General features: G+C 62.6%; 23 protein-coding genes. 11 read left to right on the top strand and 12 right to left on the bottom strand.

The genetic code is table 11. From position 1 onward, the window contains the following. Positions 1-29: 29 nt before the first annotated feature. The 3 genes from gabP to glaH all read right to left on the bottom strand — a co-directional run bounded on the left by gabP (position 30) and on the right by glaH (position 3,916). Positions 30-1,421 carry a GABA permease gene (gene gabP / locus PM2_RS05035; protein ID WP_016714100.1) on the bottom strand — a complete coding sequence of 464 codons (1,392 nt, stop codon included), beginning with the start codon at positions 1,419-1,421 and terminating at the stop codon, positions 30-32. A 152-nt stretch (positions 1,422-1,573) separates the two neighbouring features. After that, positions 1,574-2,824, bottom strand: coding sequence for an L-2-hydroxyglutarate dehydrogenase (gene lhgD, locus PM2_RS05030; protein ID WP_016714101.1), 1,251 nt, complete (start codon positions 2,822-2,824; stop codon positions 1,574-1,576). Positions 2,825-2,938: 114 nt separating this feature from the next. Continuing rightward, positions 2,939-3,916, bottom strand: coding sequence for a glutarate dioxygenase GlaH (gene glaH, locus PM2_RS05025; RefSeq protein WP_016714102.1), 978 nt, complete (start codon positions 3,914-3,916; stop codon positions 2,939-2,941). Positions 3,917-4,110: 194 nt separating this feature from the next. On the opposite strand from glaH, the gene csiR reads away from it, so the two are divergent. The 3 genes from csiR (at position 4,111) to PM2_RS05010 (ending at position 6,930) form a co-directional block, all read left to right on the top strand. Further along, the gene (csiR, locus tag PM2_RS05020) at positions 4,111-4,806 is read left to right on the top strand and encodes a DNA-binding transcriptional regulator CsiR (protein ID WP_012272506.1); all 696 of its coding nucleotides are present in this window, start codon (positions 4,111-4,113) and stop codon (positions 4,804-4,806) included. Positions 4,807-4,880: 74 nt separating this feature from the next. After that, complete coding sequence (locus tag PM2_RS05015) at positions 4,881-5,561, top strand: response regulator transcription factor (protein WP_016714103.1); 681 nt, start codon at positions 4,881-4,883, stop codon at positions 5,559-5,561. After that, positions 5,539-6,930 carry a sensor histidine kinase gene (locus PM2_RS05010; RefSeq protein ID WP_028698780.1) on the top strand — a complete coding sequence of 464 codons (1,392 nt, stop codon included), beginning with the start codon at positions 5,539-5,541 and terminating at the stop codon, positions 6,928-6,930. The genes PM2_RS05015 and PM2_RS05010 overlap by 23 nt, the downstream gene beginning before the upstream one ends. Positions 6,931-6,968: 38 nt before the next feature. Here PM2_RS05010 and cysS read toward each other — a convergent pair whose 3' ends face one another. Together cysS and PM2_RS05000 are read right to left on the bottom strand one after the other, a co-directional pair. Continuing rightward, positions 6,969-8,351, bottom strand: a complete 1,383-nt coding sequence (cysS, locus tag PM2_RS05005; protein ID WP_016714105.1) for a cysteine--tRNA ligase — start codon at positions 8,349-8,351, stop codon at positions 6,969-6,971. A gap of 9 nt (positions 8,352-8,360) precedes the next feature. Continuing rightward, entirely contained in the window at positions 8,361-10,064 is a 1,704-nt protein-coding gene (locus PM2_RS05000; protein WP_028698779.1) for a glutamine--tRNA ligase/YqeY domain fusion protein, read from the bottom strand. A 248-nt stretch (positions 10,065-10,312) separates the two neighbouring features. Here PM2_RS05000 and PM2_RS04995 point away from each other — a divergent pair, with 248 nt between their 5' ends. Together PM2_RS04995 and PM2_RS04990 are read left to right on the top strand one after the other, a co-directional pair. After that, positions 10,313-10,813 (top strand): peptidylprolyl isomerase, encoded by a 501-nt coding sequence (locus PM2_RS04995; protein WP_016714107.1) that lies wholly within the window; start codon positions 10,313-10,315, stop codon positions 10,811-10,813. After that, positions 10,810-11,532: a UDP-2,3-diacylglucosamine diphosphatase gene (locus PM2_RS04990; RefSeq protein WP_028698778.1), complete on the top strand. Its 723-nt coding sequence runs from the start codon at positions 10,810-10,812 to the stop codon at positions 11,530-11,532. The genes PM2_RS04995 and PM2_RS04990 overlap by 4 nt, the downstream gene beginning before the upstream one ends. Positions 11,533-11,593: 61 nt before the next feature. Here the strand turns inward: PM2_RS04990 and pvdQ are convergent, their stop codons facing one another. Beyond that, complete coding sequence (gene pvdQ / locus PM2_RS04985) at positions 11,594-13,900, bottom strand: bifunctional acylase PvdQ (RefSeq protein ID WP_028698777.1); 2,307 nt, start codon at positions 13,898-13,900, stop codon at positions 11,594-11,596. Between the two features lie 196 nt (positions 13,901-14,096). Here pvdQ and PM2_RS04980 point away from each other — a divergent pair, with 196 nt between their 5' ends. Next, on the top strand, positions 14,097-14,471 hold the full coding sequence (locus PM2_RS04980; RefSeq protein ID WP_016714110.1) for a fe2+ zn2+ uptake regulation protein: 375 nt from the start codon (positions 14,097-14,099) through the stop codon (positions 14,469-14,471). Between the two features lie 36 nt (positions 14,472-14,507). Here PM2_RS04980 and PM2_RS04975 read toward each other — a convergent pair whose 3' ends face one another. Then, a complete protein-coding gene (locus PM2_RS04975) occupies positions 14,508-14,696 on the bottom strand; it encodes a hypothetical protein (protein ID WP_003248064.1) in 189 nt (62 codons plus the stop codon). A gap of 151 nt (positions 14,697-14,847) precedes the next feature. Between PM2_RS04975 and PM2_RS04970 the strand changes: the two genes are divergently transcribed. The 4 genes from PM2_RS04970 (at position 14,848) to PM2_RS04955 (ending at position 17,273) form a co-directional block, all read left to right on the top strand. Then, positions 14,848-15,306, top strand: coding sequence for a hypothetical protein (locus PM2_RS04970; protein WP_016714111.1), 459 nt, complete (start codon positions 14,848-14,850; stop codon positions 15,304-15,306). Positions 15,307-15,557: 251 nt separating this feature from the next. Beyond that, positions 15,558-15,938, top strand: a complete 381-nt coding sequence (locus tag PM2_RS04965) for a Mor transcription activator family protein (RefSeq protein ID WP_016714112.1) — start codon at positions 15,558-15,560, stop codon at positions 15,936-15,938. Positions 15,939-15,999: 61 nt separating this feature from the next. Further along, positions 16,000-16,644, top strand: a complete 645-nt coding sequence (locus PM2_RS04960) for a DUF2589 domain-containing protein (protein WP_028698776.1) — start codon at positions 16,000-16,002, stop codon at positions 16,642-16,644. Between the two features lie 74 nt (positions 16,645-16,718). Next, positions 16,719-17,273 carry a DUF2589 domain-containing protein gene (locus tag PM2_RS04955; protein WP_016714114.1) on the top strand — a complete coding sequence of 185 codons (555 nt, stop codon included), beginning with the start codon at positions 16,719-16,721 and terminating at the stop codon, positions 17,271-17,273. Positions 17,274-17,292: 19 nt separating this feature from the next. Here the strand turns inward: PM2_RS04955 and PM2_RS04950 are convergent, their stop codons facing one another. From PM2_RS04950 to PM2_RS04940, 3 genes are read right to left on the bottom strand one after another with little or no spacing between them, the layout of a single operon-like run. Then, on the bottom strand, positions 17,293-20,967 hold the full coding sequence (locus PM2_RS04950; RefSeq protein WP_028698775.1) for a translocation/assembly module TamB domain-containing protein: 3,675 nt from the start codon (positions 20,965-20,967) through the stop codon (positions 17,293-17,295). Then, complete coding sequence (locus tag PM2_RS04945; RefSeq protein WP_016714116.1) at positions 20,964-22,706, bottom strand: autotransporter assembly complex protein TamA; 1,743 nt, start codon at positions 22,704-22,706, stop codon at positions 20,964-20,966. Before PM2_RS04945 ends, PM2_RS04950 begins: the two co-directional genes overlap by 4 nt. A gap of 52 nt (positions 22,707-22,758) precedes the next feature. Beyond that, entirely contained in the window at positions 22,759-23,409 is a 651-nt protein-coding gene (locus PM2_RS04940; RefSeq protein WP_016714117.1) for a GNAT family N-acetyltransferase, read from the bottom strand. Positions 23,410-23,571: 162 nt separating this feature from the next. Between PM2_RS04940 and xthA the strand changes: the two genes are divergently transcribed. Next, complete coding sequence (gene xthA, locus PM2_RS04935; RefSeq protein ID WP_028698774.1) at positions 23,572-24,384, top strand: exodeoxyribonuclease III; 813 nt, start codon at positions 23,572-23,574, stop codon at positions 24,382-24,384. Between the two features lie 109 nt (positions 24,385-24,493). Here xthA and PM2_RS04930 read toward each other — a convergent pair whose 3' ends face one another. Continuing rightward, a complete protein-coding gene (locus PM2_RS04930) occupies positions 24,494-25,246 on the bottom strand; it encodes an anti-sigma factor family protein (RefSeq protein WP_028698773.1) in 753 nt (250 codons plus the stop codon). Continuing rightward, positions 25,243-25,764 carry a sigma-70 family RNA polymerase sigma factor gene (locus PM2_RS04925; RefSeq protein ID WP_016714120.1) on the bottom strand — a complete coding sequence of 174 codons (522 nt, stop codon included), beginning with the start codon at positions 25,762-25,764 and terminating at the stop codon, positions 25,243-25,245. The genes PM2_RS04930 and PM2_RS04925 overlap by 4 nt, the downstream gene beginning before the upstream one ends. Between the last annotated feature and the right edge of the window lie 122 nt (positions 25,765-25,886).

Here is a 25,886-nt window from a genome sequence, read left to right as displayed (position 1 = left end):
CTTGCTCGTCTGTCTTCAGACCAGACGTGTCAGGCACCCTGCCCTATGCTGTTCGCCGGCACAGCGCGTGCCCGGCGCCGCGTGACCAGCAGGCCGGAACACACCACAAGCACCGCCAGCACCATGGTCGACACCACCTCAAGGCGGTGATCCGGCCGGAACAGCATCAGCACCAATACGCCGCTGATGAACAGGATCACGCCCCAGGTCAGCCACGGGAACAGCCACATGCGATAACCCAACGTCTTGCCCTGTGCAGTCAAGCGTTGGCGCAGGCGCAGCTGGGAAACGGCGATCACCAGGTACACCAGCAGGGCAATGGCGCCAGAGCTTGCCATGAGGAAGCCGAACACCTTGGCCGGCACCAGGTAATTGGCAATCACCGCCAGGAACGCAGCGCCGGTAGACAGCAGCACCGCTACCACCGGTGTGCCGCTGCGGCTGGTCACCTGGGCGCAAGCCGGTGCATCACCGCGACGGCTCAGCGAATAGACCATGCGTGAGGCGGTGTACAACGACGAGTTAAGGCAGCTGGTCACCGATGTCAGTACCACGAAGTCGATGATGGCCTTGGCATTTGGCACACCCAGGGTATCCAGCACCGTAACGTATGAGCCTTCGGTGGCCAGGCGCGGGTCGGTCCACGGTACCAGTGCAATCACGATGAAGATCGACAGGATGTAGAACAGCGTGATCCGCCAGATCACCGAATTGGTGGCCTTGGAAATGTGCTTGCCCGCCTCGTCAGACTCGGCTGCCGCAATCGTCACCACCTCGGCGCCGAGGAACGAGAACATGGTGATCAGCATGGCGCTGAGCACTGCGCCGAAGCCATTTGGCATGAAACCGCCGGTGTCCCACAGGCGCGAGACGCCGCTGACGCCGGAACCCGGCAACAAACCGAAAATAGCGCATACGCCAAGCGCAATGAAGCTGACGATAGCCACCACCTTGACCAGTGCCAGCCAGAACTCGAACTCACCGTAGTTCTTCACGCTGAACAGGTTGGTAGCGGTCAGCAGCAACGTGATGACCAGCGACAATACCCAGATCTCCATTTGCGGGACCCAGGAATTGATGATGGTGGCGGCGATGTTGGCTTCGATCGGAATGATCAGCACCCAGAACCACCAATACAGCCAACCGATGGTGTAGCCGGCCCATTTGCCGATGGCGAGGTCGGCATAGGTGGAAAACGACCCGGTATCCGGCGAGGCAACCGCCATTTCGGCCAGCATGCGCATCACCAGCACTACCAGGCCACCGGCCAGAATATAGGCCAGGATGGTGGCCGGCCCGGCTTCAGCAATGGCACGGCCAGAGCCGACAAACAGGCCTGCACCGATCACGCCGGCAATGGACAGCATGGTGACATGCCGTGATTTCAATCCATGACTCAAATTGTTCTTGTGGGTTTGCATGGCGCTACCTTGTTGTTTTTGTCATGCCCGCGAAGGGGCCGTCGGCTGGCACGATCACCGACGCAGGCGCGAAAAAGCCCGCCCTGCCCCAAATGGTGAGTAGGGCAGTTCGGGTTGAGTAAGAGGAGACCGCAAAACGTATTACGGGTGTGTCAGCTGGCAGCCCGCTGGCTGGCTGCACGATCAGCCTTGGGGAAGTGCCCCCCTTGCAGGCTGACCTGCTCGCACACCTTTTCGACAATGTAGGCGCCGATCGGAATGGCCGAGGTGGCGGCCGGCGACGGCGCATTGCACACGTTGACGCTGCGCGCGGTGTTGACGAACAGGAAGTCGTCGATCAGCTTGCCGTCGCGCGACACCGCCTGGGCGCGTACGCCGGCCGGGTACGGCGTGAGGTCGGCTTTGGTGATGCTCGGGCAGTACTTCTGCACCTGCTTGAGGTAGCCGCCCTTGAACAGCGAGTTTTTCATCTCGATCAGGCCCGGGCGGAAGTTCTTCGCCAGTACCTTGAGAATGCCGGGGGTCGTCAGGGTCTGGAACAGGTCACCAGGGCTGACGTCGGTCTTGCGGTAGCCCTCTCGCTTCATCGCCAGTACGGCGTTGGGGCCGACGGTGACGGTGCCGTCGATCATGCGGGTCAGGTGCACGCCCAGGAACGGCATCGACGGATCAGGAATCGGGTAGATCAGGTGGTTGACGATCTGGTTATGCTGCTTGGGCAGCAAGTAGTACTCGCCACGGAACGGGCAAATCACAAACTCGGTGCGCAGGCCCAGCATGCTCACCACGCGGTCGGCCATCAGGCCCGAGCACGTTACCAGGAAACGGCTGCGGAACTCGTCGCGCTGCGTGCGTACGATCACTTCGCTGGCCTGCTCCTGCAAGCCGACCACCTCGGCGCCATAGCGGATTTCACCACCGGCACGCTGAAACTCAGCCCCCATGGCAGCGGTCACTTGCGCGTAATTGACGATGCCACTGGACGGCACGAAGATGCCACCCATGCCAACGATGTTGGGCTCGCGCTCGCGCAGTTCGTCCGCCGACAGCCAATAGCGCTCCAGGCCATTGGCCGCAGTGCGCTCCCACAGCGCCTTCATGCGCTGCATTTCCAGGTCGTTGGTGGCCACCAGCAATTTGCCACACTCATCGAAGCGGATGCCGTGCTGGGTGCAGAAGGCCTTGGTGGCCTTGTTGCCTTCCAGGCAGAAACGCGCCTTGAGGCTGCCGGGGGTGTAATACACGCCGGCATGAATCACACCGCTGTTGTGGCCGGTCTGATGGCGGGCCGGGCCGGACTCCTTCTCCAGCAGGAGAATCTTCGCGTCCGGGTAGACCTTGATCAGGTGCATGGCCGTGGACATGCCCACAATGCCACCGCCAATAATGATGAAATCGTACACAGCCTTACCTCACACGCAGGCATTGCCTGGCTGGCTCACCAAGGCCCGCACGGGCCTTGGTGGCATCGTTTTTTTGCAAAAGCGCGTGGGCGGGCGCCCGCCCGGCACCCTTGATTATTGCCCGCGCTGGTACAGCGGTTTTGGGAAGGCGACGTAACCACGCTGACGCATCAGTTCACGGCGCAGGCCCTCGTGCGGGGTGAAGCGGTCGCGGCCATGCAGCCAGAACAGGTTGTTGATCAGCAGGAAGCTGCCTACACCTACCGGTACCGACACCTTCTTCTCGCTGCCTTCCAGCGAGTCGGACAAGGCGTTCAGCCAGATACCTTCCTCGTAGTTTTCCGGCTGCACGAACTGGTCAATGTAGCGCATGGTCGGGCGGCCTTCGCCATCGGTGTCGAACACCGAGTGGAACACATCCTCGGCAACCTTTTTGCTGGGTGGCGCGGTCCAGCGCATTTCGCGGCGTGCCATGGGGTGGCGGAAGAATTCCTCGCACTGCTCCCAGTCGTCAAGGTGCAGCAGCAGCGAGTTGCCACCTTCCATGTTCTTTTCGTCGATTTTCAGCATCAGCACGTAGTCGGTGATCTGGTTCACGAAGGTGCCGTCGTTGTGCAGCTCCATGACCCGGTGCGGCTGGCGCAGGTAGCTGTCAGAGTTGTCGCTGTTGACCACCACGAAGCGCGCATAGAACTGCCCACTCATGGCGTCGTAGTTGGAACGGCCGATCAGGTGTGCACAGGCGGTGGTGAACTTGACCATGTCCTCGGCCTGGCTCACGTCATCCAGGCCGATCGGGGTAATCAGCATGCCGCCGGTCGTGCGGTCGAGGATGGTGTTGAGCAGCACGGGGCGCAAGGTGCCCTGGCACAGCTCATCAAGAATTTCACCTACCCGGAAGCGCAGGAACGACTTGTACTCCAGCGCCTGCACCGGCCATTGGGCGACGGCCTGGACGAACGCTTCGACGGTTTCTCGGGCAAAGGTCAGTTCCAGCAGGCGCGGCGACTGTTTCGAGGGAGCGATGGTGTAACCACGCGGTTCGAGCGGCAGCGGCATCACAAGTTCGTCGATCTGCGTAAAGGCGTTCATGGCAGTGTCCTGGCAAAAAGGTGGTTGGCGCTATCCAGTGATGACCTGGATCAGTGCGGGCGAGCTAAAAATATCGCCACTCAATCAAAATGTCTATATTTTTATTTTTCATAGCTATTAGTCGTTATTGTCCATTGTTTTTCGTCCGCAGACGGTTTCGGTATGATCGCCAAAACGTTTTGAGGAACAGGATCTTGGAAGCGCTCGCCCCCCGACAAAACTCAGCATTCAGCGGGTATGAGAGGCTCAAGAAGGACATCATCCGTGGTGTATTCAAGCCCGGTGAAAAACTGTTGATGAGCGCCCTGAAGGAACGCTACGACCTGGGCGTGGGCCCGCTGCGCGAAGCGCTTTCGCAACTGGTGGCCGAACACCTGGTCAACGCCATCAGCCAGAAAGGCTACCGGGTGGCGCCCATGTCGCTGGACGAGATGAACGACATCTACGATGCCCGCGCCAACCTGGAGGCGATGATCATTGCCTTGGCCATCGAGCGCGGTGATGACGCCTGGGAGGCGTCAGTGCTGGCCCACTCGCATACACTGGCCAAGGTCGTGGAAGTAAAAACCCGCGAACAGCGCCTGGATGTGTGGGACGAACGGCACAAGGCGTTTCACACTGCCATTGCCTCGGGTTGCGGTTCCAAGCACCTGCTGCAGGCGCGCACCTACCTGTTCGACCAGGCCGAGCGTTATCGCCACCTGTGGCTGACGCAGACGGTGTTTTCCGAACAGGCGCTGGAGCTCAAGCGCCAGGAGCATGCGGCACTGGTGGAGGTGATTCTCGCCCGCGACGCCAAGCGCGCCAGCGCCATGATGCGCTCGCACCTGATGACTCCGGTGCCGATCATTGCGCAGATCATGCATGCCGAGGGTATCGGCGCACGCTAGATGAATTTTTCTTAAATCGCCGGTTGTCTATTCTTTGGCACAATCAAATCTCTATTAGATGCCCAGGAACCAGCATGCCTCGCGTACTGACCATCGAAGACGACGCCGTCACCGGCCAGGAAATCGTCGCCGAACTTACCAGCCACGGCCTGGACGTGGATTGGGCCGACAATGGCCGTGAAGGCCTGGCCAAAGCCATTGCCGGCGGCTATGACCTGATCACCCTCGACCGCATGCTGCCCGAGGTCGACGGCCTGACCATCGTTACCACCCTGCGCAGCCTCAAGATCGCCACGCCGATCCTGATGATCAGCGCCCTCTCCGACGTCGATGAGCGGGTGCGCGGCCTGCGTGCCGGCGGTGACGACTACCTGACCAAGCCGTTTGCCTCCGACGAGATGGCTGCGCGGGTCGAGGTATTGCTGCGCCGCAACAGCGTGCCCATGACCCAGACCCGCCTGCAGGTCGCCGACCTGCAGCTGGACCTGATCAGCCACGAGGCGCGCCGTGGAGACAACACCCTCAACCTGCTGCCCACCGAGTACAAGCTGCTGGAGTACCTGATGCGCCACAGCGGCCAGGTAATCACACGGATGATGATTTTCGAGGAAGTCTGGGGCTACCACTTCGACCCGGGCACTAACCTGATCGACGTGCACATCGGCCGTCTGCGCAAGAAAATCGACTCCCCCGGCCAGTCGCCGCTGATCCGTACGGTGCGGGGCTCCGGCTATGCCATTGCTGAACCCGTCTAAAGGCTGGAGCTCTTCGACCAGCCGCCTGCTGGCGCTGTACAGCTTTTTGTTCGTGGCCTGGAGCAGCATCCTCATGGGGGTGCTGTATTTCGAGGTGTCCAGCTACCTGAACAAACTCACCCGCCACTCCATGCTGCAACGCCAACACCTGTTCGCGCACATGAGCGGCAAGCAGCTGGATGACGCCCTGATCGCCAGCCAGGCCTTCGAAGAACGCAGCTTCGACGCCTACGGCCTGTTTGACGCCCAGCTCAACCCGATGGGCGGCAGTGTGCGTACCCTGCCCCCCGAGCTCAGGCTGGACGGCAAGATCCATGAGTTGAAACGCTGCCTGGATGCCGACGACCCACACCTGCCCCGCGACAGCTGCGATGCGGTGGCGATCAAAGTGCAAGATGGCCGCTGGCTGGTACTGTTCCGCGATAACGGCTCACTCTTCGTGGTGACCCGGATCATTCTCGATGCCCTGCTCTGGGGTATCTCCTTGACGCTGATTCCAGGCTTTGCAGGCTGGTATTTGTTGCGCCGTCGGCCGCTAAAGCGTATCCGCGCGATCCAGGCCCAGGCCGAGCTTATCGTCGCGGGTGACCTGACTCACCGCCTGCCCTTGTCGGCCAGGCGCGACGAACTGGACATGCTGGCCGCCATCGTCAACGCCATGCTCGACCGTATCGAGCGGTTGATGCATGAGGTGAAGGGTGTGTGCGACAACATTGCCCATGACCTGCGCACCCCTCTGACTCGCCTGCGCGCCCAGCTGTACCGCATTCGCCAGCAGAGCGATGTCGACTCTGCTCAAGCCGAGGCGCTGGACCAGGCCATTGGCGAAACCGACACCCTGATGGCACGTTTTCGCGGGTTGTTACGCATCAGCGAACTGGAAGACCGCCAGCGCCGCGCCGGCTTCGTTCAGCTGGACCCGCATGATTTGCTGGTCGAACTGCACGACTTTTATCTACCGTTGGCCGAAGATGGTGGTATTCATCTGGAATTGCACCAGCCCGCGCAGCTGTCGACTCTGCACGGTGACCGCGAACTGCTGTTCGAGGCACTGGCCAACCTGGTGGGCAATGCTATCAAGTTCACGCCCGAGAGTGGGCAAGTGCGGATTTGCGCGACACAGGACGATAACGGCGTGCACCTGGCCATCGAGGACAGCGGGCCGGGTATTCCCGAGCAAGAGCGTGCTGCGGTGTTGAAGCGGTTCTATCGCAGCGATGAAGGCCATCGCCATGCCGGGTTCGGGCTGGGGTTATCGATCGTTGCGGCGATCGTCGACCTGCATGGGTTCGGGCTGGAGATTGGAGAGAGCGAGTTGGGTGGGGCGAAGTTAGTGCTGCATTGCCCGCTGGCGGGGCTAACCAAGTAACCATTGGGGCCGCAGAGCGGCCCCAATCATCAAGCCGATCAGTCAGCCAGACGCCAGGTAGTGGTACCCTTGCTGTCTTCCAGCACCACACCCATGGCGGTCAACTGGTCGCGAATCCGGTCCGACTCAGCCCAGTTCTTGTCCGCGCGTGCCTGCAGGCGCGCCTGAATCAGGCTTTCAACCTCGGCCGCATCGACCTTGCCTTCGGCGCCCGCTCGCAGGAAGTCATCGGCTTCCAGCTGCAGCACACCCAGCACATCACCCAGCTCGCGCAGGCGACCCGCCAGGCCGGCAGCGGCCTGCGGGTCGCTGTCGCGCAGGCGGTTGATCTCACGCACCAGGTCGAACAGCACGGCGCACGCTTCAGGGGTACCGAAGTCGTCGTTCATCGCCACGCTGAAGCGCTCGACGAACGCTTCGCCACCCTTGGCTGCCACGCGTGGCAAGCCGCGCAGGGCGTGGTAGAAGCGCTCCAGCGCGCCCTTGGCGTCACGCAGGCTGTCTTCGGAGTAGTTGATCGCGCTGCGGTAGTGGCTGGCCACCAGCAGGTAACGCACCACTTCCGGGTGGTACTTTTCCAGCACGTCACGGATGGTGAAGAAGTTGTTCAACGACTTGGACATCTTCTCGCCATTGATACGGATCATGCCGCAATGCATCCAGGCGTTGGCGTACTGCTTGCCAGTGGCCGCTTCGCTCTGGGCAATCTCGTTCTCGTGGTGCGGAAACTCCAGGTCGCTGCCACCGCCGTGAATGTCGAAGCTCTCGCCCAGGCAGCAGGTGGACATCACCGAGCACTCGATGTGCCAGCCCGGACGGCCCGGGCCCCATGGCGACTCCCAGCTCGGCTCGCCCGGCTTCACACCCTTCCACAGCACGAAGTCCAGCGGGTCCTGCTTGGCTTCGTCGACCTCGATGCGCGCGCCGATGCGCAAGTCTTCGATCTTCTTGCGCGACAGTTTGCCGTAACCGACGAACTTGCCGACGCGGTAGTACACGTCGCCATTGCCCGGGGCGTAGGCGTAACCCTTGTCGATCAGGGTCTGGATCATCGCGTGCATGCCGGCGATGTGGTCGGTGGCACGCGGTTCCTGGTCTGGCGGCAGGATGTTCAGGCGGCGCTCGTCTTCGTGCATCGCATCGATCATGCGGGCGGTCAAGGCGTCGAAGGTTTCACCGTTCTCGTTGGCCCGGTTGATGATCTTGTCATCGATGTCGGTGATGTTGCGCACGTAGGTCAGGTCGTAGCCGCTCTTGCGCAGCCAGCGGGTGACCAGGTCGAAGGCCACCATGCTGCGGCCATGGCCCAGGTGGCAGTAGTCGTACACGGTCATGCCGCACACGTACATGCGCACCTTGTTGCCATCCAGCGGCTTGAAGGTTTCCTTCGCTTTGCTCAGGGTGTTGTAGATGGTAAGCACGGCGTTTCCTCAGCTGCCCCAGGAGTCACGCAGGGTGACAGTGCGGTTGAACACCGGGCGGCCCGGCTGGCTGTCTTTCAGGTCGGCACAGAAGTAGCCTTCGCGCTCGAACTGGAAGCGGTCCTCGGGCTGGGCCTGGGCCAGCGAAGGCTCGGCACGGCAGCCGCTGAGCACTTGCAGCGAATCCGGGTTGATGTTGTCCAGGAAGCTGCCGCCCTCCTCGGTCTTTTCCGGGTTCGGCGAGCGGAACAGACGGTCGTACAGGCGCACTTCACACTCGACGCTGCCTTCGGCCGGTACCCAGTGGATCACGCCCTTGACCTTGCGGCCTTCTGGGTTTTTGCCCAGGGTGTCGGGGTCGTACGAGCAGCGCAGCTCGACGATGTTGCCGTCGGCGTCCTTGATGGCCTCGTCGGCGCGGATCACGTAGCTGCCACGCAGGCGCACTTCGCCGGCCGGTTCCAGGCGCTTGTAGCCCTTCGGCGGCTCTTCCATGAAGTCGTCGCGGTCGATGTACAGCTCACGGGAGAACGGCAGCACGCGCACGCCCATGTCTTCTTTCGGGTGGCGCGGCAGTTCAAGCTGCTCCACCTGGCCTTCCGGGTAGTTGGTGATGACCACTTTCAGTGGGCGCAGCACGCACATGGCGCGCGGCGCGGTGCGGTCGAGGTCGTCACGGATGCTGAATTCGAGCATCGACATGTCGACCACGCCGTCGGAACGGTTGGTGCCGATCATTTCGCAGAAGTTGCGGATCGAAGCCGGGGTGTAGCCACGGCGACGGAAGCCGGACAGGGTCGACATGCGCGGGTCGTCCCAGGCGTCGACGTGCTTCTCGTCAACCAGCTGCTTCAGCTTGCGCTTGGACGTGATGGTGTAGTTCAGGTTCAGGCGGCTGAATTCGTACTGACGCGGGTGCGCCGGCACCGGCAGGTTGTCGAGGAACCAGTCGTACAGCGGACGATGCCCTTCGAACTCCAGGGTGCAGATCGAGTGGGTAATGCCCTCGATGGCATCCGACTGGCCGTGGGTAAAGTCGTAGTTGGGGTAGATGCACCACTTGTCACCGGTCTGGTGGTGGTGGGCATGGCGAATGCGGTACAGGATCGGGTCGCGCAGGTTCATGTTTGGCGAGGCCATGTCGATCTTGGCCCGCAACACGCGCTCACCGTCCTTGAACTCGCCAGCCTTCATGCGGGCGAACAGGTCGAGGTTGTCTTCCACGCTGCGCTCGCGGAACGGGCTGTTCTTGCCCGGCTCCTTGAGGTTGCCACGGTACTCCTTGGCTTGCTCGGGGGTAAGGTCGCAAACGTAAGCCTTGCCCTGCTTGATCAGCTCGACTGCCCAGTCGTGCAACTGGTCGAAGTAGTCAGAGGCGTAGCGCACGTCGCCCGCCCAATCGAAGCCCAGCCACTTCACATCGCTCTGGATGGCGTCGATGTACTCCTGGTCTTCCTTGGCCGGGTTGGTGTCGTCGAAGCGCAGGTGACAGACACCGCCGAATTCCTTGGCCAGGCCGAAGTTGACACAAATCGACTTGGCGTGGCCGATGTGCAGGTAGCCGTTAGGCTCCGGCGGGAAACGGGTGACGATGCTGCTGTGCTTGCCCGAGTCCAGGTCGGCCTGGATGATCGGCCGCAGGAAGTTCGCAGGGACAGCGGGGGCGCCTTTGGCAGCGGCGTTGGGCGCGTTGTCGGCAGTGGGCTTGCTCATAGGATCCTTGAATGCACGTGTCCGGCCTGGGTAGGCCGATTGAATCAAAGGGCCTATCATAGCCGAAGCAGTCAAGCTGCTGACAGTCGGGCCCGGACAAACTGGCGTGATTTATCACGGCTTTTTGCCGCAGCCTGGCAAAATGGCCAGTGCGCGCCATGTGTCGCGATCACCTGATCCTGCGTCAGGTAATAACCCGCGCCCTGCGCACCCTAATTTCTGATTGCCTTGAAAAAGCGAGTTTCAGCATGTCCAAAGTCAAACTGAGCACCAACCACGGCGACATCGTCCTGCAACTGGACGCCGAGAAAGCGCCGCAGACCACCGAAAACTTCGTTCAGTACGTCAAGGACGGCCACTACAATGGCACCGTGTTCCACCGCGTGATCAAGGGCTTCATGATCCAGGGTGGCGGCTTCGACACCAACATGAGCCAGAAGAAAACCCGCGCCACCATCCAGAACGAAGCCGACAACGGCCTGAAGAACAAGAAGTACAGCATCGCCATGGCCCGTACCATGGAGCCGCACTCCGCCTCGGCGCAGTTCTTCATCAACTCGTCCGACAACGACTTCCTCAACCACAGCGGCAAGAACGTGCAGGGCTGGGGCTACGCCGTGTTCGGCGAAGTGATCGAAGGCCGTGAAATCGTCGACGCCATCGAAAAGGTCGCCACCGGCTCCAAAGCTGGCCACCAGGACGTTCCGAAAGACGACGTGATCATCGAGAAAGCCGAGATCATTGAGTGATCCTGCTGATCTCCGATCTGCATTTGCAAGAAGAACGCCCGGATATTTCCCGGGCGTTTCTTGATCTGCTCGATGGCCGCGCCCGCCACGCCAAGGCGCTGTACATCCTGGGTGATTTTTTCGAAGCGTGGATTGGCGACGATGCCATGACGCCCTTCCAGCAGTCGATCTGCCAGGCCATGCGCCGGCTGAGCGACAGCGGCACGGCCATCTACCTGATGCACGGCAATCGTGACTTCCTGATTGGCCAGGCCTTTTGCGACGCTGCTGGCTGCACGCTGTTGAGTGACCCCAGCGTGATCGAACTGGGCGGCGAACAGGTGCTGCTGATGCATGGCGACACCCTGTGCACCCGCGACCTGGGCTACATGAAGATGCGCCGGTTACTGCGCAATCCGCTGAGTTTGTGGATCTTGCGTCACCTGCCGCTGTCGACCCGCTACAAGCTGGCGCGCAAGCTGCGCAGCGAAAGCCGCACGCAAACGCGGATGAAGTCTACCGAGATTGTCGACGTCACGCCGGAGGAAGTGCCCAAGGTGATGGCGGAACATGGCGTGCGCACGCTGGTGCATGGCCATACCCACCGGCCGGCGATACACAAGCTGGTGGTCGATGGGGAGCCGGCACGGCGTATCGTGCTGGGGGACTGGGACCGCCGGGGCTGGGCCTTGCAGGTGGACGAGCAAGGGTTTCAGCTGGCGCCTTTCGAGTTTTCCTGAGAGTGCAGGGTTGCCCGCACTGCCCCTTTCGCGGGCTTGCCCGCGAAAGGGCCGGAATGGCTTACTGCTGAGCCACTGCCCCCTTGTCTCGCTCACTGATCACCACTTCCCGATACTCTGGGTCAGCCTTGATCTGCTCTTCGGTAAACGGAATCACTGCCAGCTGCTTGGCCGCAAACGCCTTGGTCTGGTCGCTGGCATGCGCTGAAGCCGCTTCGCTCGACTGCGAAAATGCCAATATCCCACGGGCCTCTGGCCCTTTGTCGGTGAAGCTGACCAGTTGCAGGTAGCTGGTACCACTCACCACCAGCCGCTTGCCCTGCCCGTGCGGCACACTGTACATCGCGTTGTACACGCCCAGCGCCTGCGGGCCACCCGGCACCGGCGTGCCATCGAGCGCCTGCTGTACTTGCCCCCAACGCGCCTCAGCCGCCACGCCGCTTTCATTCACCTCCTTGAGCGAAGCCAGCGCAGCCTCATGCACCAGCCTGCTCACGGCCGCTTGCTCTACTGCCAAGCCTCGCGGGGTGTGCTGCGGATCGGCCGGGTTGAAGGCCACCCGCCAGCTTTCCGGGTGTTCGGCCAAGGCATTGAACAGGTTCTGGAAGTGCACCAGGCCAATGCCGCTGTCCAGGTCAGCCTTCCCATTCCAGGCCGCCAGGCTGCTGCAGACGGCTTGCACATCCACGGCTGCGCCCTTGCACCACTGCAGCAGGTCTGGCAGCACCAGGCTGGCCAGGTAAACCTCGTCGTCGGTCACCATGCGCTGCAGGTCATTCACGCCCAGCTTTGCCGTGCCCTGCAGGCGTTGCAGGGCAAAGCGCCCGCGCATGCCCAACGGCTGGTCATTGCGGCTGACCAACGGTGAATAACCGGTCAACGGCTGGGCCGGGTTGGCCATCCAGGCCGGGTCGTTGGAGTTCTGCACGAAGTCCTCGCGCTCAAGGCTCGGCAGCAGTCGCGCCGGGAAAATACCCGGTTGCGCGGCCTGCGCATCGACCTTCCACTGGCATGCGCTGCGCGAACCATCCAGCACCACCAGGCGTCCCTGCCCTTTCGGGTTACTGCAGGCGTCCAGCAGTGGCTGATCCACGTATGGCACCACCGACTGGTTCAGGTACAACGCACGGCCGCCTTGGTCCACCGCCAGGGTATTGACCCATGGGATGCCCTGCAGTTGCTCGACCGAGCCTTTCAACGCGGCCAGGCTGTCGGCACGGTTGATCTGGTACCACTGCTGCAGCACCCGGGTGTTGTCCAGATTGGCATCACGCAAGCTGTAGGCCGCCTGTGCATCCCAATCCAGGCGCCCAGGCCACTGCACCACCGGGCCGAATTGCGAGCTGTAGACCTGCCGCTCTACCTGGCTCAGGCTGCCATCCTCGGCCTTGACCGCAACGCTGATGGTTTGTCTCGCCAGTGGCAGCGATTTGCCATCCAGCAGGTACCGGGTCGGGTCCTTGGGATCGAGCTGCAAACGGTACAAGGTGAAGTGATTCGACGTATCGACGGTGTGCGTCCAGGCCAGGTGCCGGTTGAACCCGATGTTGACTACCGGCAGGCCAGGCAATGCGGCCCCCATGACATCAAGCTGGCCGGGGATGGTCAGTTGCATCTGGTAAAAGCGCATGCCGCCCATCCAAGGGAAGTGCGGGTTGGCCAACAGCAAGCCACGGCCATTGGCCGAACGCTGCGCCCCTACAGCCACCGCGTTGCTGCCGCGCTCCGTGGCAAAGCGCTCTTGCCTCGCCAGTGCGGCGCCGAAGCCAGCCGGTGCCTGCTGGCTGGTCTGTGCTGGAGGTTGCGCCCCCGCCAGCGCCTCGACGAACTGCCCGACACCGCCTTCGGCCAGCAGCCGGCGGGTCAACTTGACCAGGTCCTCGCTACTGATGGGCCTCACCCACTCGCCATTGCCGCACTCGGCAGGCAAGCCTTGCCTGCGGCGCTCAGCCAACGCCCGGTTGTAGCCGGTGGCATAGCCCTCCAGCAGTGCTTTCACCGGCGCGGGCTGCGCCTGCAAGTACGCGCGGACCGCCGCCGGGCTGTTGAGCCAGGTGAAGAACAGGTCACTGGCCAGGTTGTCACGCTGTTCCAGGGTCTTGCCTTCGGCACCGAAATGGCGTGACCGCTCGCCGCTTACGGTCAGTACCTCGTTGGCCAGCAGGCACAAGTTGTCCTGCGCGTAGGCGTAGCCGACACCATAGCCCAGACCACGCTCATCCTTGGCCACGATATGCGGCACCCCGTAACTGGTACGTCGGATCTGCGCACTGGTATCAAGGTCGGGCTGCGCCTGAACGGTAACGCTGAAGGCCACCAGCGCGGCGGCCAGGCCAGCGCAAGTCATGGGGCGGGAAAGTGGAAACACGGGCACTCCTCGGGTTCGGGGGTCATCCCGATCAGACGAATGGCCAGATGAAAATTTTACGTATTACAAGGCGATGGAACGTCTTGATGAGAAAGCGGCATTTTTTTCACGAGTGGGTTGCAGTTTTTGCGTTCTCATTCGTCCTAGTAAGTGAGGCAACCACATTTCGGGTTCGTCCACGAAAAGGAGCATTCACATGTACAACCCGCAACCCTCGATCCAGGCTGGGCGTGTCCCAGGCAAAGCGCCCAAGGGACAGGGCATTTTTGCTGAGGAACGCACCGGCAACGAACAGATCCGCGAACTGCTGCGCACCTTTGGCCTGCGTACCAGCCTGATTCGCCTCAAGGTGATCGACGCCTTGCACGCCGCCGACCGCAACGGCCGCAGCATTGGCGTGCGCGGAGTGCATGCCCAACTGGAACAGCTGGATATCCCGCTGTCGTTTCTCAGCGTGCGCGAAGTGCTCAAACGCCTGTGCGCCGAAGGCGTCATTCAGCTGGGCAGCGACAAGTGCTACAGCCTGAACCCTCAGGCCCGCGCCGTGCTGGAGCAAACACCGCTGCGCTGAGCGTATGGCCGGCCAGACCTGGCCGGCCCGCACAGGTCAGGGCTTGACCTTGCGCCGCAGGATGCCATTGATCACCACGACCACCACCGCAATGGCAATGGCCAGCATCTGGAAGGTCTGCTCACTGATCGTGCCCTGCTTCTGCAGGTGGGACAGGCCCAGCATCAGGCCCAGTACAACCAGGATGATCAAAAGGGAATATTTCAGGCGCTGCACGTGTGTCATCGAAGGTTCCTTGCAACATCAGGGGCAAAAGGCTCGCAACGAGCCGCGGCAATGATACAACGGCCACCGTCCCCGGCGCTGCATTTCCTGCTGGGTGGGGCGGGGTCAGCCTGAAAGCATGAGGCTCCCAAGCACCCAAGCCGGAGTCACCATGTACAAACCCCTGCTGTTCACTTCGCTGTTTCTGACCCCCTTTTCCCTTCATGCGTTAGACACCCGGCAGACACCCGCCGAGCACCTGCTCGAACTGGGGCGCGAGCTGGCTGCCCATGCCGGCAGCAGCCAATGGCAACAACTGTGGCAACGCGTGCGCCAGGCCGGGTACCTGCAGGCCAATGCGGCGCAGGTCCATTTCAGCGTGCCTGCGGCCCGGCTACCCGACCTGGCCCGGCAAACCCTGGCCCAGGCCGATCAGGTACAGGCTCAGCGCCAGACCCAGGCCCTGTACCGCCGCCACTTTGCGGGCCAGGTCATCGGCCAGCGCAACGGCCAGCCCCTGCATGCGCTGTGCCTGCTGGTTGACTGGCGCACATTGCCCCAGGGCATGCGCGCCACCCCTCAAGCCTACCTGAGTAGCGCCAGCTTGCTGAGCAGCTATCCGTGCGAGTGAAGGTTACCGGCCCCATCCCACAACCATTGGCATGATCAGATGAGAAATCGCCAGTCCCCGCCAAATGTCGATGCCATTTCCTACAGCACCGGATATCGCTGCCTGCAAAACCTGTTCACCGAAGCTACAACTCCCAACCCATATGCCGCCTAGCGACGCGCCTTGGCAGTCGCACAGAATTTGCTCACACCTTCGACATACCGCCGCGGGTGATCGGGTCGCACATCCCACCCATCCCGAAGGAGCGCCATATGCAAACGCCAGACTTGAGCCAGATCGATATCAGCCAACTGCCCCACTCGCTACAGGCCCTGATCGACTGCATCGGCATCGAAAACGCCTACCAGCTGACCTGCGCCTTTGGTGGCAGGCCCAAGTACATCCCCAAGCACCGCGAGCGTACCAAGCTTGCCGACGTGCTGCCGGCCGATGCGCTCGATGCGCTGATCAAGCGCTTTGCCGGGGTCGCCCTGGAGATCCCCAAGGCTGACCACTTCCTGCGCCAGCTGCGCAACCAGCAGATCCAGAAGGAAAGCGCCAACGGCTTGTCCCGCAGCCTGTTGGCCAACAAGTACGGCCTGAGCCTGCGCCAGATCGGCAACATTCGGCGCCAGGAGCCTTGCCCTCGCTGACGCCACTGCCCCGTGGCCGCCATTGGCGGCTTCCTTACCCCACTAGAAAGAGCATCCCGATATGTCGATAGACAACAGCCTTATTGGCTCGGTCATCAACGCCCTGCCGATGGACCGCATGATCGCCGGCCCCCTGCAGGCCATGGTCCAGGCGCAGGTAACCGCCAGCAAATCGTACGCCGACTTCCTGATGCAGGTGTGCGTCCAGGATGGCAAGGCGGTCGCCATCCAGTTCGACTACGACGAAACCATCGTCGATGAACAGGGCGAATACAAAGGCGTGGTCAGCAAGACCATGAAAGTGCCGCTGCTGGCTGCCATTACGCACCCGAACATCTCGATTGAAGAGGGCAACGTAGAGTTCGAACTGGTGATCAACCAGATGTCGGAGGATACATCCAGCAAGGACATGAACGCAGAAGCGACCGGCTCACTGGGCTGGGGGCCGTTCAAGCTGAACGTGAAAGGCAGCGTCAGCCACAAGTCCACGCAAACCCGCAAGACGGATACACGCGCCCGCTATGCCTTCAACACCACCCTAAAGCGCCAGGAGCCGCCCGAAGCGATGATGAGGGTGATCGAGTTCCTGACGGACGCCGCGACCAAGCCAACCGTTGTCAGAACCGTCGCATTGGAAAGCCCGGACGAGATTTCTCAGGCAGATACCCTGAAAGGGCCAAAACCCGAAGGCCCACCGGCGCCGTGAGACGCTTGAGTGCCCCCATCAACCCCTCCTGCCCGCAACGGGAGGGGCACCAACTGGCTTGAGGAGTCGAATCGTTGCAAAAGCCCCCCGCCCCCATGACCTCCATCGACCTGCGCGAAATCACCCGTGGTCTGCAAGAAGCCGCCAGCGCCACCAACAGCTTGATTGCACAACAGTACATCAACCTGTTCGATCAATTTTTCGAGTGCGACACCGAGGCGTTGGGCGCCCCTATGAAGGCCAAGATGGTCGAAGTGGCAATGGACGGCCAGCACATCATGCGCGTTCCCCTGTTTGCTTTGGTGTCGCCCAAAGGCCTGGCCCTGGAGCGCATGCAGGTCGACTTGTCGGTGCGGGTCAAAGGTACTGAAGCGCAGCAGGCCCTGCTGACGGCAGGCGAGAACAAGGCCGCCAGCTTCAAGGTCACCATCGGCGGCCAGGGCCGTCAGGGCGACAGCCGTGACCCTGACGAAGTGCAGATACGCATGCAGTTCCAGGCCAGCGAACCACCCGAAGCCCTGAACCGGCTGATCGAGGAATACACCAGCCTGATTATCCCGGTACGTGCTCCCGCTGCCCCGCCCTCGCCCGACACCAATGAGTTCATCGAGGCAGCCACCGTCCGTTGACGGCCGCCCCGCCCCCCCTTCAGAAGTCGCGTTTGTAGAAGATGTCCAAAGAGCTGGCCAACCCGCTGGCAGCTTCCAGGTACACCTTTTTGCTCAGTTTGTAGCGCAACGCAATGGTGTTGGCAGGCTCGAACACGCCCACGCCGTAACGCAGGCTCAACTTCTCGGTCAGATTGCCGCTGGCAACCACGCTGGTTGTGTTGCCAGAACCCTCGGTATCCAGCTGGAAATCGTCAATCCCAAGGCTCGAAGCCAGGCTGCCGGTAATGCCGGCGCTACCGGCCAAGCCCAAGCCCAAGGCCGCTTCGGCGAGCATGTTGTTGTCTTCGCCGGACGTGCCCAACGGCCGCCCCAACACCAGGTACGACAACGCTTGCTCCTGGCTCATGGCCGGTTCCGAGAACACTTTGGTGGTCGGCTGCTCGGCACTGCCGCTCAGGCGGATACCGGCAATGACATCGTCAACCTTGCGGATGGCTTCGATATCCAGATACGGCTGGTCAATCGGGCCAGCGAACAACAGCCGCGCCCGGCGGATGGTCAAGCGCTGGCCGTAGGCACGGTAGCGTCCGTCTGCCAGGCTCAGTTCACCACGGGTGTCGAGGTTATCGCCGATGTGTACATGGCCAAGCAGGTTGGCGGTGAGGCCAAAGCCGCTGAACGACAGTTTGTCGCGACCCACTTCGACGTCAATGTCCATGGCCATCGCCATGGGCGGTTTACCCTCTTCTGTCTGGTGGCCGACGATGACTGTGTCATCCGACACTTTGACGGTAGACGGGGGTAACTCGCGAACAGTGATCTTGCCCTTGGGCACCTGTACCTTGCCGGTAACCGCCAGCTTGTCGTCGATCAGGCGCAGGGTCAGGTCTGGGGCAACTTCCAGCGTGGCATAAGGCTCGACCGTGACCGGCAGTTGCTGGCCTTGCAAGCGCACGTCCATGCCCAGTGCCTGGCCCCAAGTGAGGTTGCCGCTCAACTGGCCACGCCCTGCCTCGCCACTGCGCCAGTTGCCGTCAAGCTGCACGCGCTCGCCGGCAATCAGCGCCTGCAATGACAGGTCCTGAAGGCTGGCCGGCAGTTCAGCGCCGCTGACTTCGCCACCACTGAGCATCAGGTTGCCGTTGACCTGCGGCGCCAGCAACGTACCGGAAAGCCGACCACTGCCATTGAGCTGCCCGGCCAGCCGCTCGACCATCGGCACGAACGGACGGGCTACCGACAGGTCCAGCCCGGCCAGGCGGAAATCACCCGACAACGGCTTGTTCTTGCCCAGCGGGTCGAGCCGGGCCGTGACGTTCAACTCACCCAGGCGCTCGCCGCGAAACGCCAGGCGCGTATCGATGCGCCGCGGTGCCAGTGTGCTGTCCAGGCGCAGGGCCTGGTAAGGGAAGTCGATCCAGCGATCTTTATCCTTCACACGCAGTGTGCCGCCACTGGCATCGACCACGACCGTACCCTTGGGGCCACTGGCCGGGATGTCCAGGTTGATATCAGCATTGAGCAGGCCTTGCCAGGCGAAGTCCTTCGGCAGCCATTGGGCCAGGCTGTCCAGCGGGAACTGCTTGAGGTGGTAGCGCAGCCGCGGGTCGGGGGCCAGGCGCTGGTCATCACCACACAGGCTGGCCTGGCCGGAGCGCCAGCAATGGGCACCGAAATCCAGCTGCCCACTGGCCAGGCGCTGAAGCCGTGCCGGCGCCTGCAACTGCCAGTCCTGGCCACCGGCCTGAATACGCCCACTGGCCAGGCGCCCTCGCCAGTCACCCTTGCTCAACTGGCCATCCAGCCCAAGGTCGAGCTTGAGTTGCGGGCCGTCCAGCGCCAGGGTCAAGGCTTGCTGGCGAATGTCACCTTTGCCGTTGGCCTGAAGCGTGCCCAAGGCGGTATCGCCAAGCTGGATGCCTGTGGCCTTGAGTTCGATTACACCGCGCTGGGCGTTGTCCAGCCGGGCCTCCAGGCCCAGCTGTTGCAGGCGGTTTTCGGCCTGGGCCAACCGTTGGCCCTGCAGGGTCAGCGTACCTTGCGGGGCCTGCAAGGTGCCGGCGAGGTCCAGCCGGCCCTTGACCTGGCCTTGCAGCCTTGGCCACAACTGGCCCAGGCGCGGCAAATCGAGGTCAATTCGCCCGGCCAGGCGCTGCTGCAGGCTGCCACTGCCATTGATGCGGTTGTCACCCAGCTGGATAGCCAGTACACCGAGCGTCCAACTCTGCCCTGCCCCCTGCGCCTCGGCCTTGAGCACTGCTGGCTGGCCACGCAGACGGCCTTTCAGGTCAAGTTGCGCGTCAAGGGTGAGCGCCTCGCCTTTCAGCTCGCCTTTGCTGCGCAGCGGCCCTGCCAGCGTGCCCGGCAGTTCGGCCAGCCAATAAGCAGGGTCGAGCGCCGAAAGCTGCAAGTCGACATCCCAGGCCAGTGTGTCGGCAAAACGCACGGCAACACGCCCGGCAGCCTTGCCCTGCCCGGCGGTCAGCGCCAGCTGCGGCAACTTCACCTGGCTCAGGTCGCCCTCGAACGGGCTGGCCACGCTGAATGCACCCGCTGGGCCGTCAAGATCGCCCTTGAAGGTACCCTGATAGATGCCATCGCGATAATGCACCTGGGTATTGAAGGCTTTGAGGGTAACCTGGGGCGGCGTCTCCAATGGATACAGGCGCAACCACGGGAAGTCCTGCCAGTCCAGTTGCGCATCGGCGCTCAAACCTTGCTGCCAGTCGGCCGTGGCTTGCAGCTTGAGCCGTTGGGTGTCGCTGGCGGTCAGGTCCAGTGCATCGAGCCTGGCACCTTTACTGTCGACCAGGCCGGACAAGGCCAAGGCGATCGGTGACTGTTCAGCCGGCAGGCTGGCCGTACCCGACAGCAGATACCCCTTGAGCAAGTCGCCTTTTGCATCAAGCTTGAGCTGGTTCAACTGCAAAGTGTCAGGCAACGCGCCCGCTGGTTTGAATGCCTCGGAACGGATCTGCAAGGTCGCTGGCAGGTGCTCGGCCAACGCCTGCAACTGCCCGTTCAACGTGGCGTCGAGGTAACCGCTGCTGGTGCCTGCCAGCTTCAGGGTCTTCTGCAAATCACCCGTGGCGGTCAGCGCCAGCTGCCAGGGTTTGCCCTCTACGGCCGGTAATTGCAGTTGAGCCTGCAGTTGCAGCGGCCAGTCACCCTCGGGCTGCAGGTCACCCTGCACGGTCAGTTTCAGGTCATCGCGCTGCAGGTGCAGGCTGTCGATGCGCATGCCGGTGCTGGTCCAGTGCGCCGCCAGTTGCAAGTCGCCCAGCAGGTCACTGCCGTCCAGCCGCAGTTGGCCGACCTTGACCTCACCCAGTTCGATGGCCAACGGCAAGCGCAGCGCAGGCAGCTGCAGCGGGCCGCTGTCGGCCGGCTCGGCACTGGGTGCAAAGGCCATGTCGATACGCTGCGCCTGCAACTGGTCAATGCACAAGGTGGAACGCATCAGGCACGCAGGCGACCAGGCCAGCAGCGGTGCCTGCACCTCTACTGTGCTGCCACCATCGGCCCAGCGCAGCCTGCTGGCCTGCCAACTGCCCGCCAGGCGCCCCTGAAAATCGGTCACTTCAAGCCCGGGCACCTTGCCCAGTGCCCAGCGGCTGCCAGCCTCGGTACCCACCAGCAGGGCCAGTGCCAGGCCCAGGCTCGCGACGACCCCGAACAGGCCCAGCAGAATGTATTTGATCACACGTTTCAAAGCTCAGGCCCCATGGAAAAGTGCAAGCGAATGCCCCCTTCGTCATCCAGCGCCTTGGCCAGGTCCAGGCGCAGCGGCCCGACCGGCGACACCCAGCGCACACCAAAGCCCACACCGGTCTTGAGGCTGGGCAGCTCCAGGTTGTTGAACGAGTTGCCTTGGTCAACGAACGTTGCAAGCCGCCACTTCTCGGTCAGCGAATACTGGTACTCGACACTGCCGGCCACCAAGTAGCGCCCGCCAATACGGTCACCGTCGCTGTTCTTGGGCGACAGGGTCTGGTAGTCGTAGCCACGCACGCTCTGGTCACCACCGGCGAAGAAGCGCAACGACGGCGGGATGTTGTTCTTGAAGCCATTGGTCGCACTGCCACCGAACTGCACGCGACCGAGCAAGCGGTGGTTGTGGCCGAGCGTGGTCAGGCCCTTGAGCAGCACATTGCCGTGCAACAGGTTGGTATCGGAAACCAGCCCTTCCTTGGCCGCCTGTACATCAAACTGCAGGCGGTAGCCGTTATGCGGGTCGATACGGTTGTCACTGCGCAGGAAGGAATAGCTGACGCCCGGCATCAGCAAGTTGCTCAGCCCGGAGTCGTCACCCAGGCGATACTCCTCGCGCTGGTACTTGAGCGATATCACCCGCTGCCAGCCACTGGGCAGCTTGCTGTGCCACTCGGGGCCGACCGTCAACAGTTTGCTGAGGGTGTCGGTACCGGCAAGTTCCTCGTTCTGGTAGCCACCCGCGAAGCGCAGCTTGTCGGTCAGCGGCGGGTCGAGGGGAATGTCGTACCACAGGCCGACGTTCTGCCGCGGCGCCGACAGCTCGGTTTCCCAGCCGTAGCTATGGCCCTGTGGGTTAACCCAGTGGCGAGTCCAGTTGGCCTTGCCGCGTGGCCCGACGTCGGTCGAGAAGCCCAACCCCAGGCCCATGGTGCGGGGTTTGCGGGTTTCCAGGCGCACATCCACAGGGACTTCTTCGCCCACAGCGGCGGTGGGCGCTGCATCCACGCGCACACCTTCAAAATAGCCGCTCGACTGCAAGTCATTGTTCAGTTCGGCGATCAGTTCAGAATCGTAGGGAGTCCCCGGTTTGAACGACACCATGCGGTGCAGCAGGTCGTCGTCCAGTGGCGTGTCGCCACCGAAGGTGACGGCACCCAGACGATAACGCGGGCCACTTTGGTAGACCAGTTCGATATCGGCCACGCCAGCCTGCGGGTCGACCGCCAGGCGCTGGCGGGTAAAGCGGCCGCTGAAGAAGCCGTAGCGTGATGCCTGGTTCTGGATCAGGCGCTTGGCATCCTCGTAATGGCCATGGTTGAGTTGTTCCCCGGCACGCAACGCCTTGCTGTCGGGAACGCGGAAGGCCTTCATTTCGCTGGCAGGGCCGTCGATGCGCACGGTCACGTTACGCAGGCGAATCGGCTCGCCGGGGTTAATGCGGATGATCAGTTGTGGGGAATGGTCAGCGTCACTGGCGGGCTTGACCTCGGTATCGATTTGCGCCTGATAGTAGCCAAGTGCCTGCGCCGCTTTGCGCGCCTGCTCCTCTGCCCCGCGACTGAAGCGTAAAAGTGCTTCTTCATCGCGGTCACCCAAAGTGCCTATATAGCCTTCGACATTGGCCTTGAGCGCCTTGTTGGCCGGTTTTACCTTCACCAGCAACTCGCTCTGGCCCCATGCTGCGAAACTGGCGGCCCAGAAAACCAGGCCCCAGGTCAATCTTCCTGAATACGTCATGCGGCGAATGCTACCAGAGCCAGGCGCTCAAGGGAGCCGCCTGGCAGCCTGTTCAGGCAAAAGCGGAATTTGAAGAGACAGGATTCGGATGGAAGAACACCCTTTCCCGGATGGGTCCTACAGCCACCTCGCCAATTTCCTCATAACCCTGACGCTGGTAAAAGGCCAGGTAATGCTCGTTGCCGGTGTCCAGCACTACACCCTGGGTGCTAGGGTCGTCCGCGCACCAGTCATGCACAGCTTGTAATAATTGCTCACCGTAGTGCTTGCCCTGGAACTGCGGGTGTACGCCCAACAACGGCAGTACATGCACCTGGTCAGTGGGCAGGCAGGTAGCCAGCGCGGCCTGATAGTCCATGTAGCGCCGCGTGCAGCGCGGGCCCGTACCCAGGATCATGCGCAGGCGCCAGGCCCAGCTGTCGGCCACGCCCAGCCGGCGCAGCGGCGGCACGATCAGTGCCAGGGCGATCAGGCGGTCCTCCACCAGCAGGCCGATGGCAGGCAGTTGCAGGTAGAAATGCTGGCGCACCCATTCGCGCACCATCACCCGAAGACGCCGCTCATACCCTGGGCGCTGGGCCTCGAAAATATAGGCAAAGGTGGGTTCATGGCGGTAGGCGTTGTACAGCAGCGAACGCGCCTCGCGGCTGTAACCATCATCGAGCAAGCAGACACGGGCCGGGGCGGCGTTGGTATCGGGCATTGCGGGCAGACCTCCTGGAATGAGCATACAGTGCCTTGGAGGTGCCCCTGCGCGCTTCGTTCACCCCCAACAGCACGTTAGCAGCAGGTTCGCCCGGCCGCCACGCTGGTGATGACGGGCGATGTCGGCTAGCATCGCGCCTTTTACCGGGATTATCTTTCCATGAAGATCGTCTGTTTCAACATCAACGGCCTGCGGGCCCGCCCGCACCAGCTGGCGGCGCTGATCGAAAAGCACCAGCCGGACGTGATCGGCCTGCAGGAAACCAAGGTCAGCGACGATCAGTTCCCGCTGGCCGACGTGCAGGCAATGGGTTACCACGTGCACTACCATGGCCAGAAAGGCCACTACGGCGTGGCCCTGCTGTCGCGCCAGGCACCGCTTAGCGTGCAAAAAGGCTTTGCAACCGATGAAGAAGACGCCCAACGCCGCTTTATCTGGGGCACCTTCAGCGATGCCGATGGCAACCCGATCACCATCATGAATGGCTATTTCCCCCAGGGCGAAAGCCGCGACCACCCCACCAAGTTCCCGGCCAAACAGCGCTTCTACAGCGACCTGCAGGCACTGCTGGAGGGCCAGTTCCGCAACGACCAGCCACTGCTGGTGATGGGCGACATGAACATTTCGCCGCAGGACTGCGATATCGGCATCGGCCCGGACAACGCCAAGCGCTGGCTGAAGACCGGCAAGTGCAGCTTCCTGCCGGAAGAGCGTGAGTGGATGGAGCGGTTGAAAGGCTGGGGGCTGGTCGACAGCTTCCGTCACCTTTACCCGGATGTCACCGACCGCTTCAGCTGGTTCGACTACCGCAGCCGTGGTTTCGAGGACGATCCCAAGCGTGGGCTGCGCATCGACCTGATCATGGCTTCGCAGCAGCTGGTGCCACGGATCAAGGCAGCGGGCGTGGACTATGAACTGCGCGGGATGGAAAAGCCGTCGGACCATGCGCCGATCTGGTTGGAGCTGGGCTGATCGTCGGGACAATTGTGAGCTTGCCTTGAGGTTTGCGGTGCTTGCGATATCGAGCGCCGCGCGGGCGGCGCTCGATATCACAAGCACTACAAGATCCAGTTCTCACCACTCACAACCCCAACCGCAACGCCTCTCCCACCCCCGCCCCGCGCACATCGTCCGCCGCGCTGACCAAGGCAAAGTTGTAAGCCCCATGCGACCAATACCTTGCCTCCAGCTGGCCATCGACCCGCTGCCCGTCCGGCATGCGCCGATAAAGCTCGCCCGGTGAACGCAGGAACAGGCTGATGCGCTGGCCTTTGCCATCTTCAAACACCAGCAGTGCCGCCGGCCCTTGCTCGTTGCTGAGCAAGCGAGCGCCTACCGGTTTGAAGCCATAGCCCGCCAAATCCGGCAAATGACCCACGCGGCTGAAGTGCCGACCCAGCCAGTCGCGCAACTGCCCCGGGTCGCTGGCCTGGATATCCAGCGCCTGACTGCCGGCAAACAAGCGGTGTGCCTGGACGGCATCGGCCATGGGCAGGTCGACCCGCGCCAGGGTGGCATCGCGCACTTGCCAGCCGCCCAGCCCTCCCACACCCAATGCCAGCATCACCACCGCCGCCGTCGCCCAGCGTCGCTGACGACGCTGGCGCAATTGCCGCCGCAACTGCCCAAGGTCCAACTGCGCGGCCCCGGGCATTTCGCCAAACCCGGCCAACGCGGTACGCAACCGGCGGGCATCGGCACGCCAGCCTTCCACCCGCTCCGCAGCCTGTGGGTTGGCCGCCAGCCAGGCCTGCACCTCGGCCCGGCGCACAGGCCCAAGGCGCTCATCGACGTAAGCGTGCAATTCGTCTTCGCTGGGGATCAGGCGCGTCATTTCAGTCTCCGCAAGGCCGGGGGCTGCGGGTTGCCCTCGGTCAGTTCGCGCAAGGCATTGCGCGCGCGCGACAGGCGCGACATCACAGTGCCGATGGGGATACCCAAGGCCTGGGCGGCCTCCTTGTAACTCAAACCTTCGATGCTGACCAGCAACATCAGGGCGCGCTGCTCTGCCGACAGCCGGGCAAACGCCTGCAGGTCGGCCTGGGCCAGGACAATGGCTTCGAGGTTGTCGCCAACCGGCTCGTCGTCGCGCTCGGCGCGGCCGAACCAGGACAACCAGCGCGCATGCAGGCGCTCGCGGCGCTTACCGTCGAGAAACTGCCGATAAAGAATGGTGAACAGCCAGGCGCGCAGCGCATCAGCATCGCGTTGCTGGTCACGCCGGCTCAAGGCCCGCTCGACCGTGGCCTGCACCAGGTCGTCGGCGCTGCCCGGCTCGCGGGTCAGCCACACGGCAAAGCGGCGCAGGCGGGCCAGCAGCTCGCGCCACTGGTGGTCGTCCAGATCGTGCATGGCAAAGTCCCGGCCTTTGAAGTTGTCAGTGTAAAAGGCAGACGCCTGGCAGCAAATTCTATTCCCGCCGATGGAATAAGTTTTTCCCTGAGCCGTCGTACCGGCACATTCCCCCAACCGGA

The sequence above is a fragment of the Pseudomonas monteilii NBRC 103158 = DSM 14164 genome (assembly GCF_000730605.1).
GTDB classification, from domain to species: Bacteria; Pseudomonadota; Gammaproteobacteria; order Pseudomonadales; family Pseudomonadaceae; genus Aquipseudomonas; species Aquipseudomonas monteilii.
Note: the sequence above shows the minus strand (reverse complement) of the source record. Positions and strands in the feature narration are given on the sequence as shown.

Bases quoted from the DNA above. Each gene is read 5' to 3' on its own strand.
- gabP (WP_016714100.1), bottom strand. From the start codon at position 1,421: ATGCAAACCCACAAGAACAATTTGAGTCATGGATTGAAATCACGGCAT.
- glaH (WP_016714102.1), bottom strand. From the start codon at position 3,916: ATGAACGCCTTTACGCAGATCGACGAACTTGTGATGCCGCTGCCGCTC.
- PM2_RS05015 (WP_016714103.1), top strand. From the start codon at position 4,881: ATGCCTCGCGTACTGACCATCGAAGACGACGCCGTCACCGGCCAGGAA.
- PM2_RS05010 (WP_028698780.1), top strand. From the start codon at position 5,539: ATGCCATTGCTGAACCCGTCTAAAGGCTGGAGCTCTTCGACCAGCCGC.
- PM2_RS05000 (WP_028698779.1), bottom strand. From the start codon at position 10,064: ATGAGCAAGCCCACTGCCGACAACGCGCCCAACGCCGCTGCCAAAGGC.
- PM2_RS04995 (WP_016714107.1), top strand. From the start codon at position 10,313: ATGTCCAAAGTCAAACTGAGCACCAACCACGGCGACATCGTCCTGCAA.
- PM2_RS04980 (WP_016714110.1), top strand. From the start codon at position 14,097: ATGTACAACCCGCAACCCTCGATCCAGGCTGGGCGTGTCCCAGGCAAA.
- PM2_RS04975 (WP_003248064.1), bottom strand. From the start codon at position 14,696: ATGACACACGTGCAGCGCCTGAAATATTCCCTTTTGATCATCCTGGTT.
- PM2_RS04970 (WP_016714111.1), top strand. From the start codon at position 14,848: ATGTACAAACCCCTGCTGTTCACTTCGCTGTTTCTGACCCCCTTTTCC.
- PM2_RS04965 (WP_016714112.1), top strand. From the start codon at position 15,558: ATGCAAACGCCAGACTTGAGCCAGATCGATATCAGCCAACTGCCCCAC.
- PM2_RS04960 (WP_028698776.1), top strand. From the start codon at position 16,000: ATGTCGATAGACAACAGCCTTATTGGCTCGGTCATCAACGCCCTGCCG.
- PM2_RS04945 (WP_016714116.1), bottom strand. From the start codon at position 22,706: ATGACGTATTCAGGAAGATTGACCTGGGGCCTGGTTTTCTGGGCCGCC.
- PM2_RS04940 (WP_016714117.1), bottom strand. From the start codon at position 23,409: ATGCCCGATACCAACGCCGCCCCGGCCCGTGTCTGCTTGCTCGATGAT.
- xthA (WP_028698774.1), top strand. From the start codon at position 23,572: ATGAAGATCGTCTGTTTCAACATCAACGGCCTGCGGGCCCGCCCGCAC.
- PM2_RS04930 (WP_028698773.1), bottom strand. From the start codon at position 25,246: ATGACGCGCCTGATCCCCAGCGAAGACGAATTGCACGCTTACGTCGAT.
- PM2_RS04925 (WP_016714120.1), bottom strand. From the start codon at position 25,764: ATGCACGATCTGGACGACCACCAGTGGCGCGAGCTGCTGGCCCGCCTG.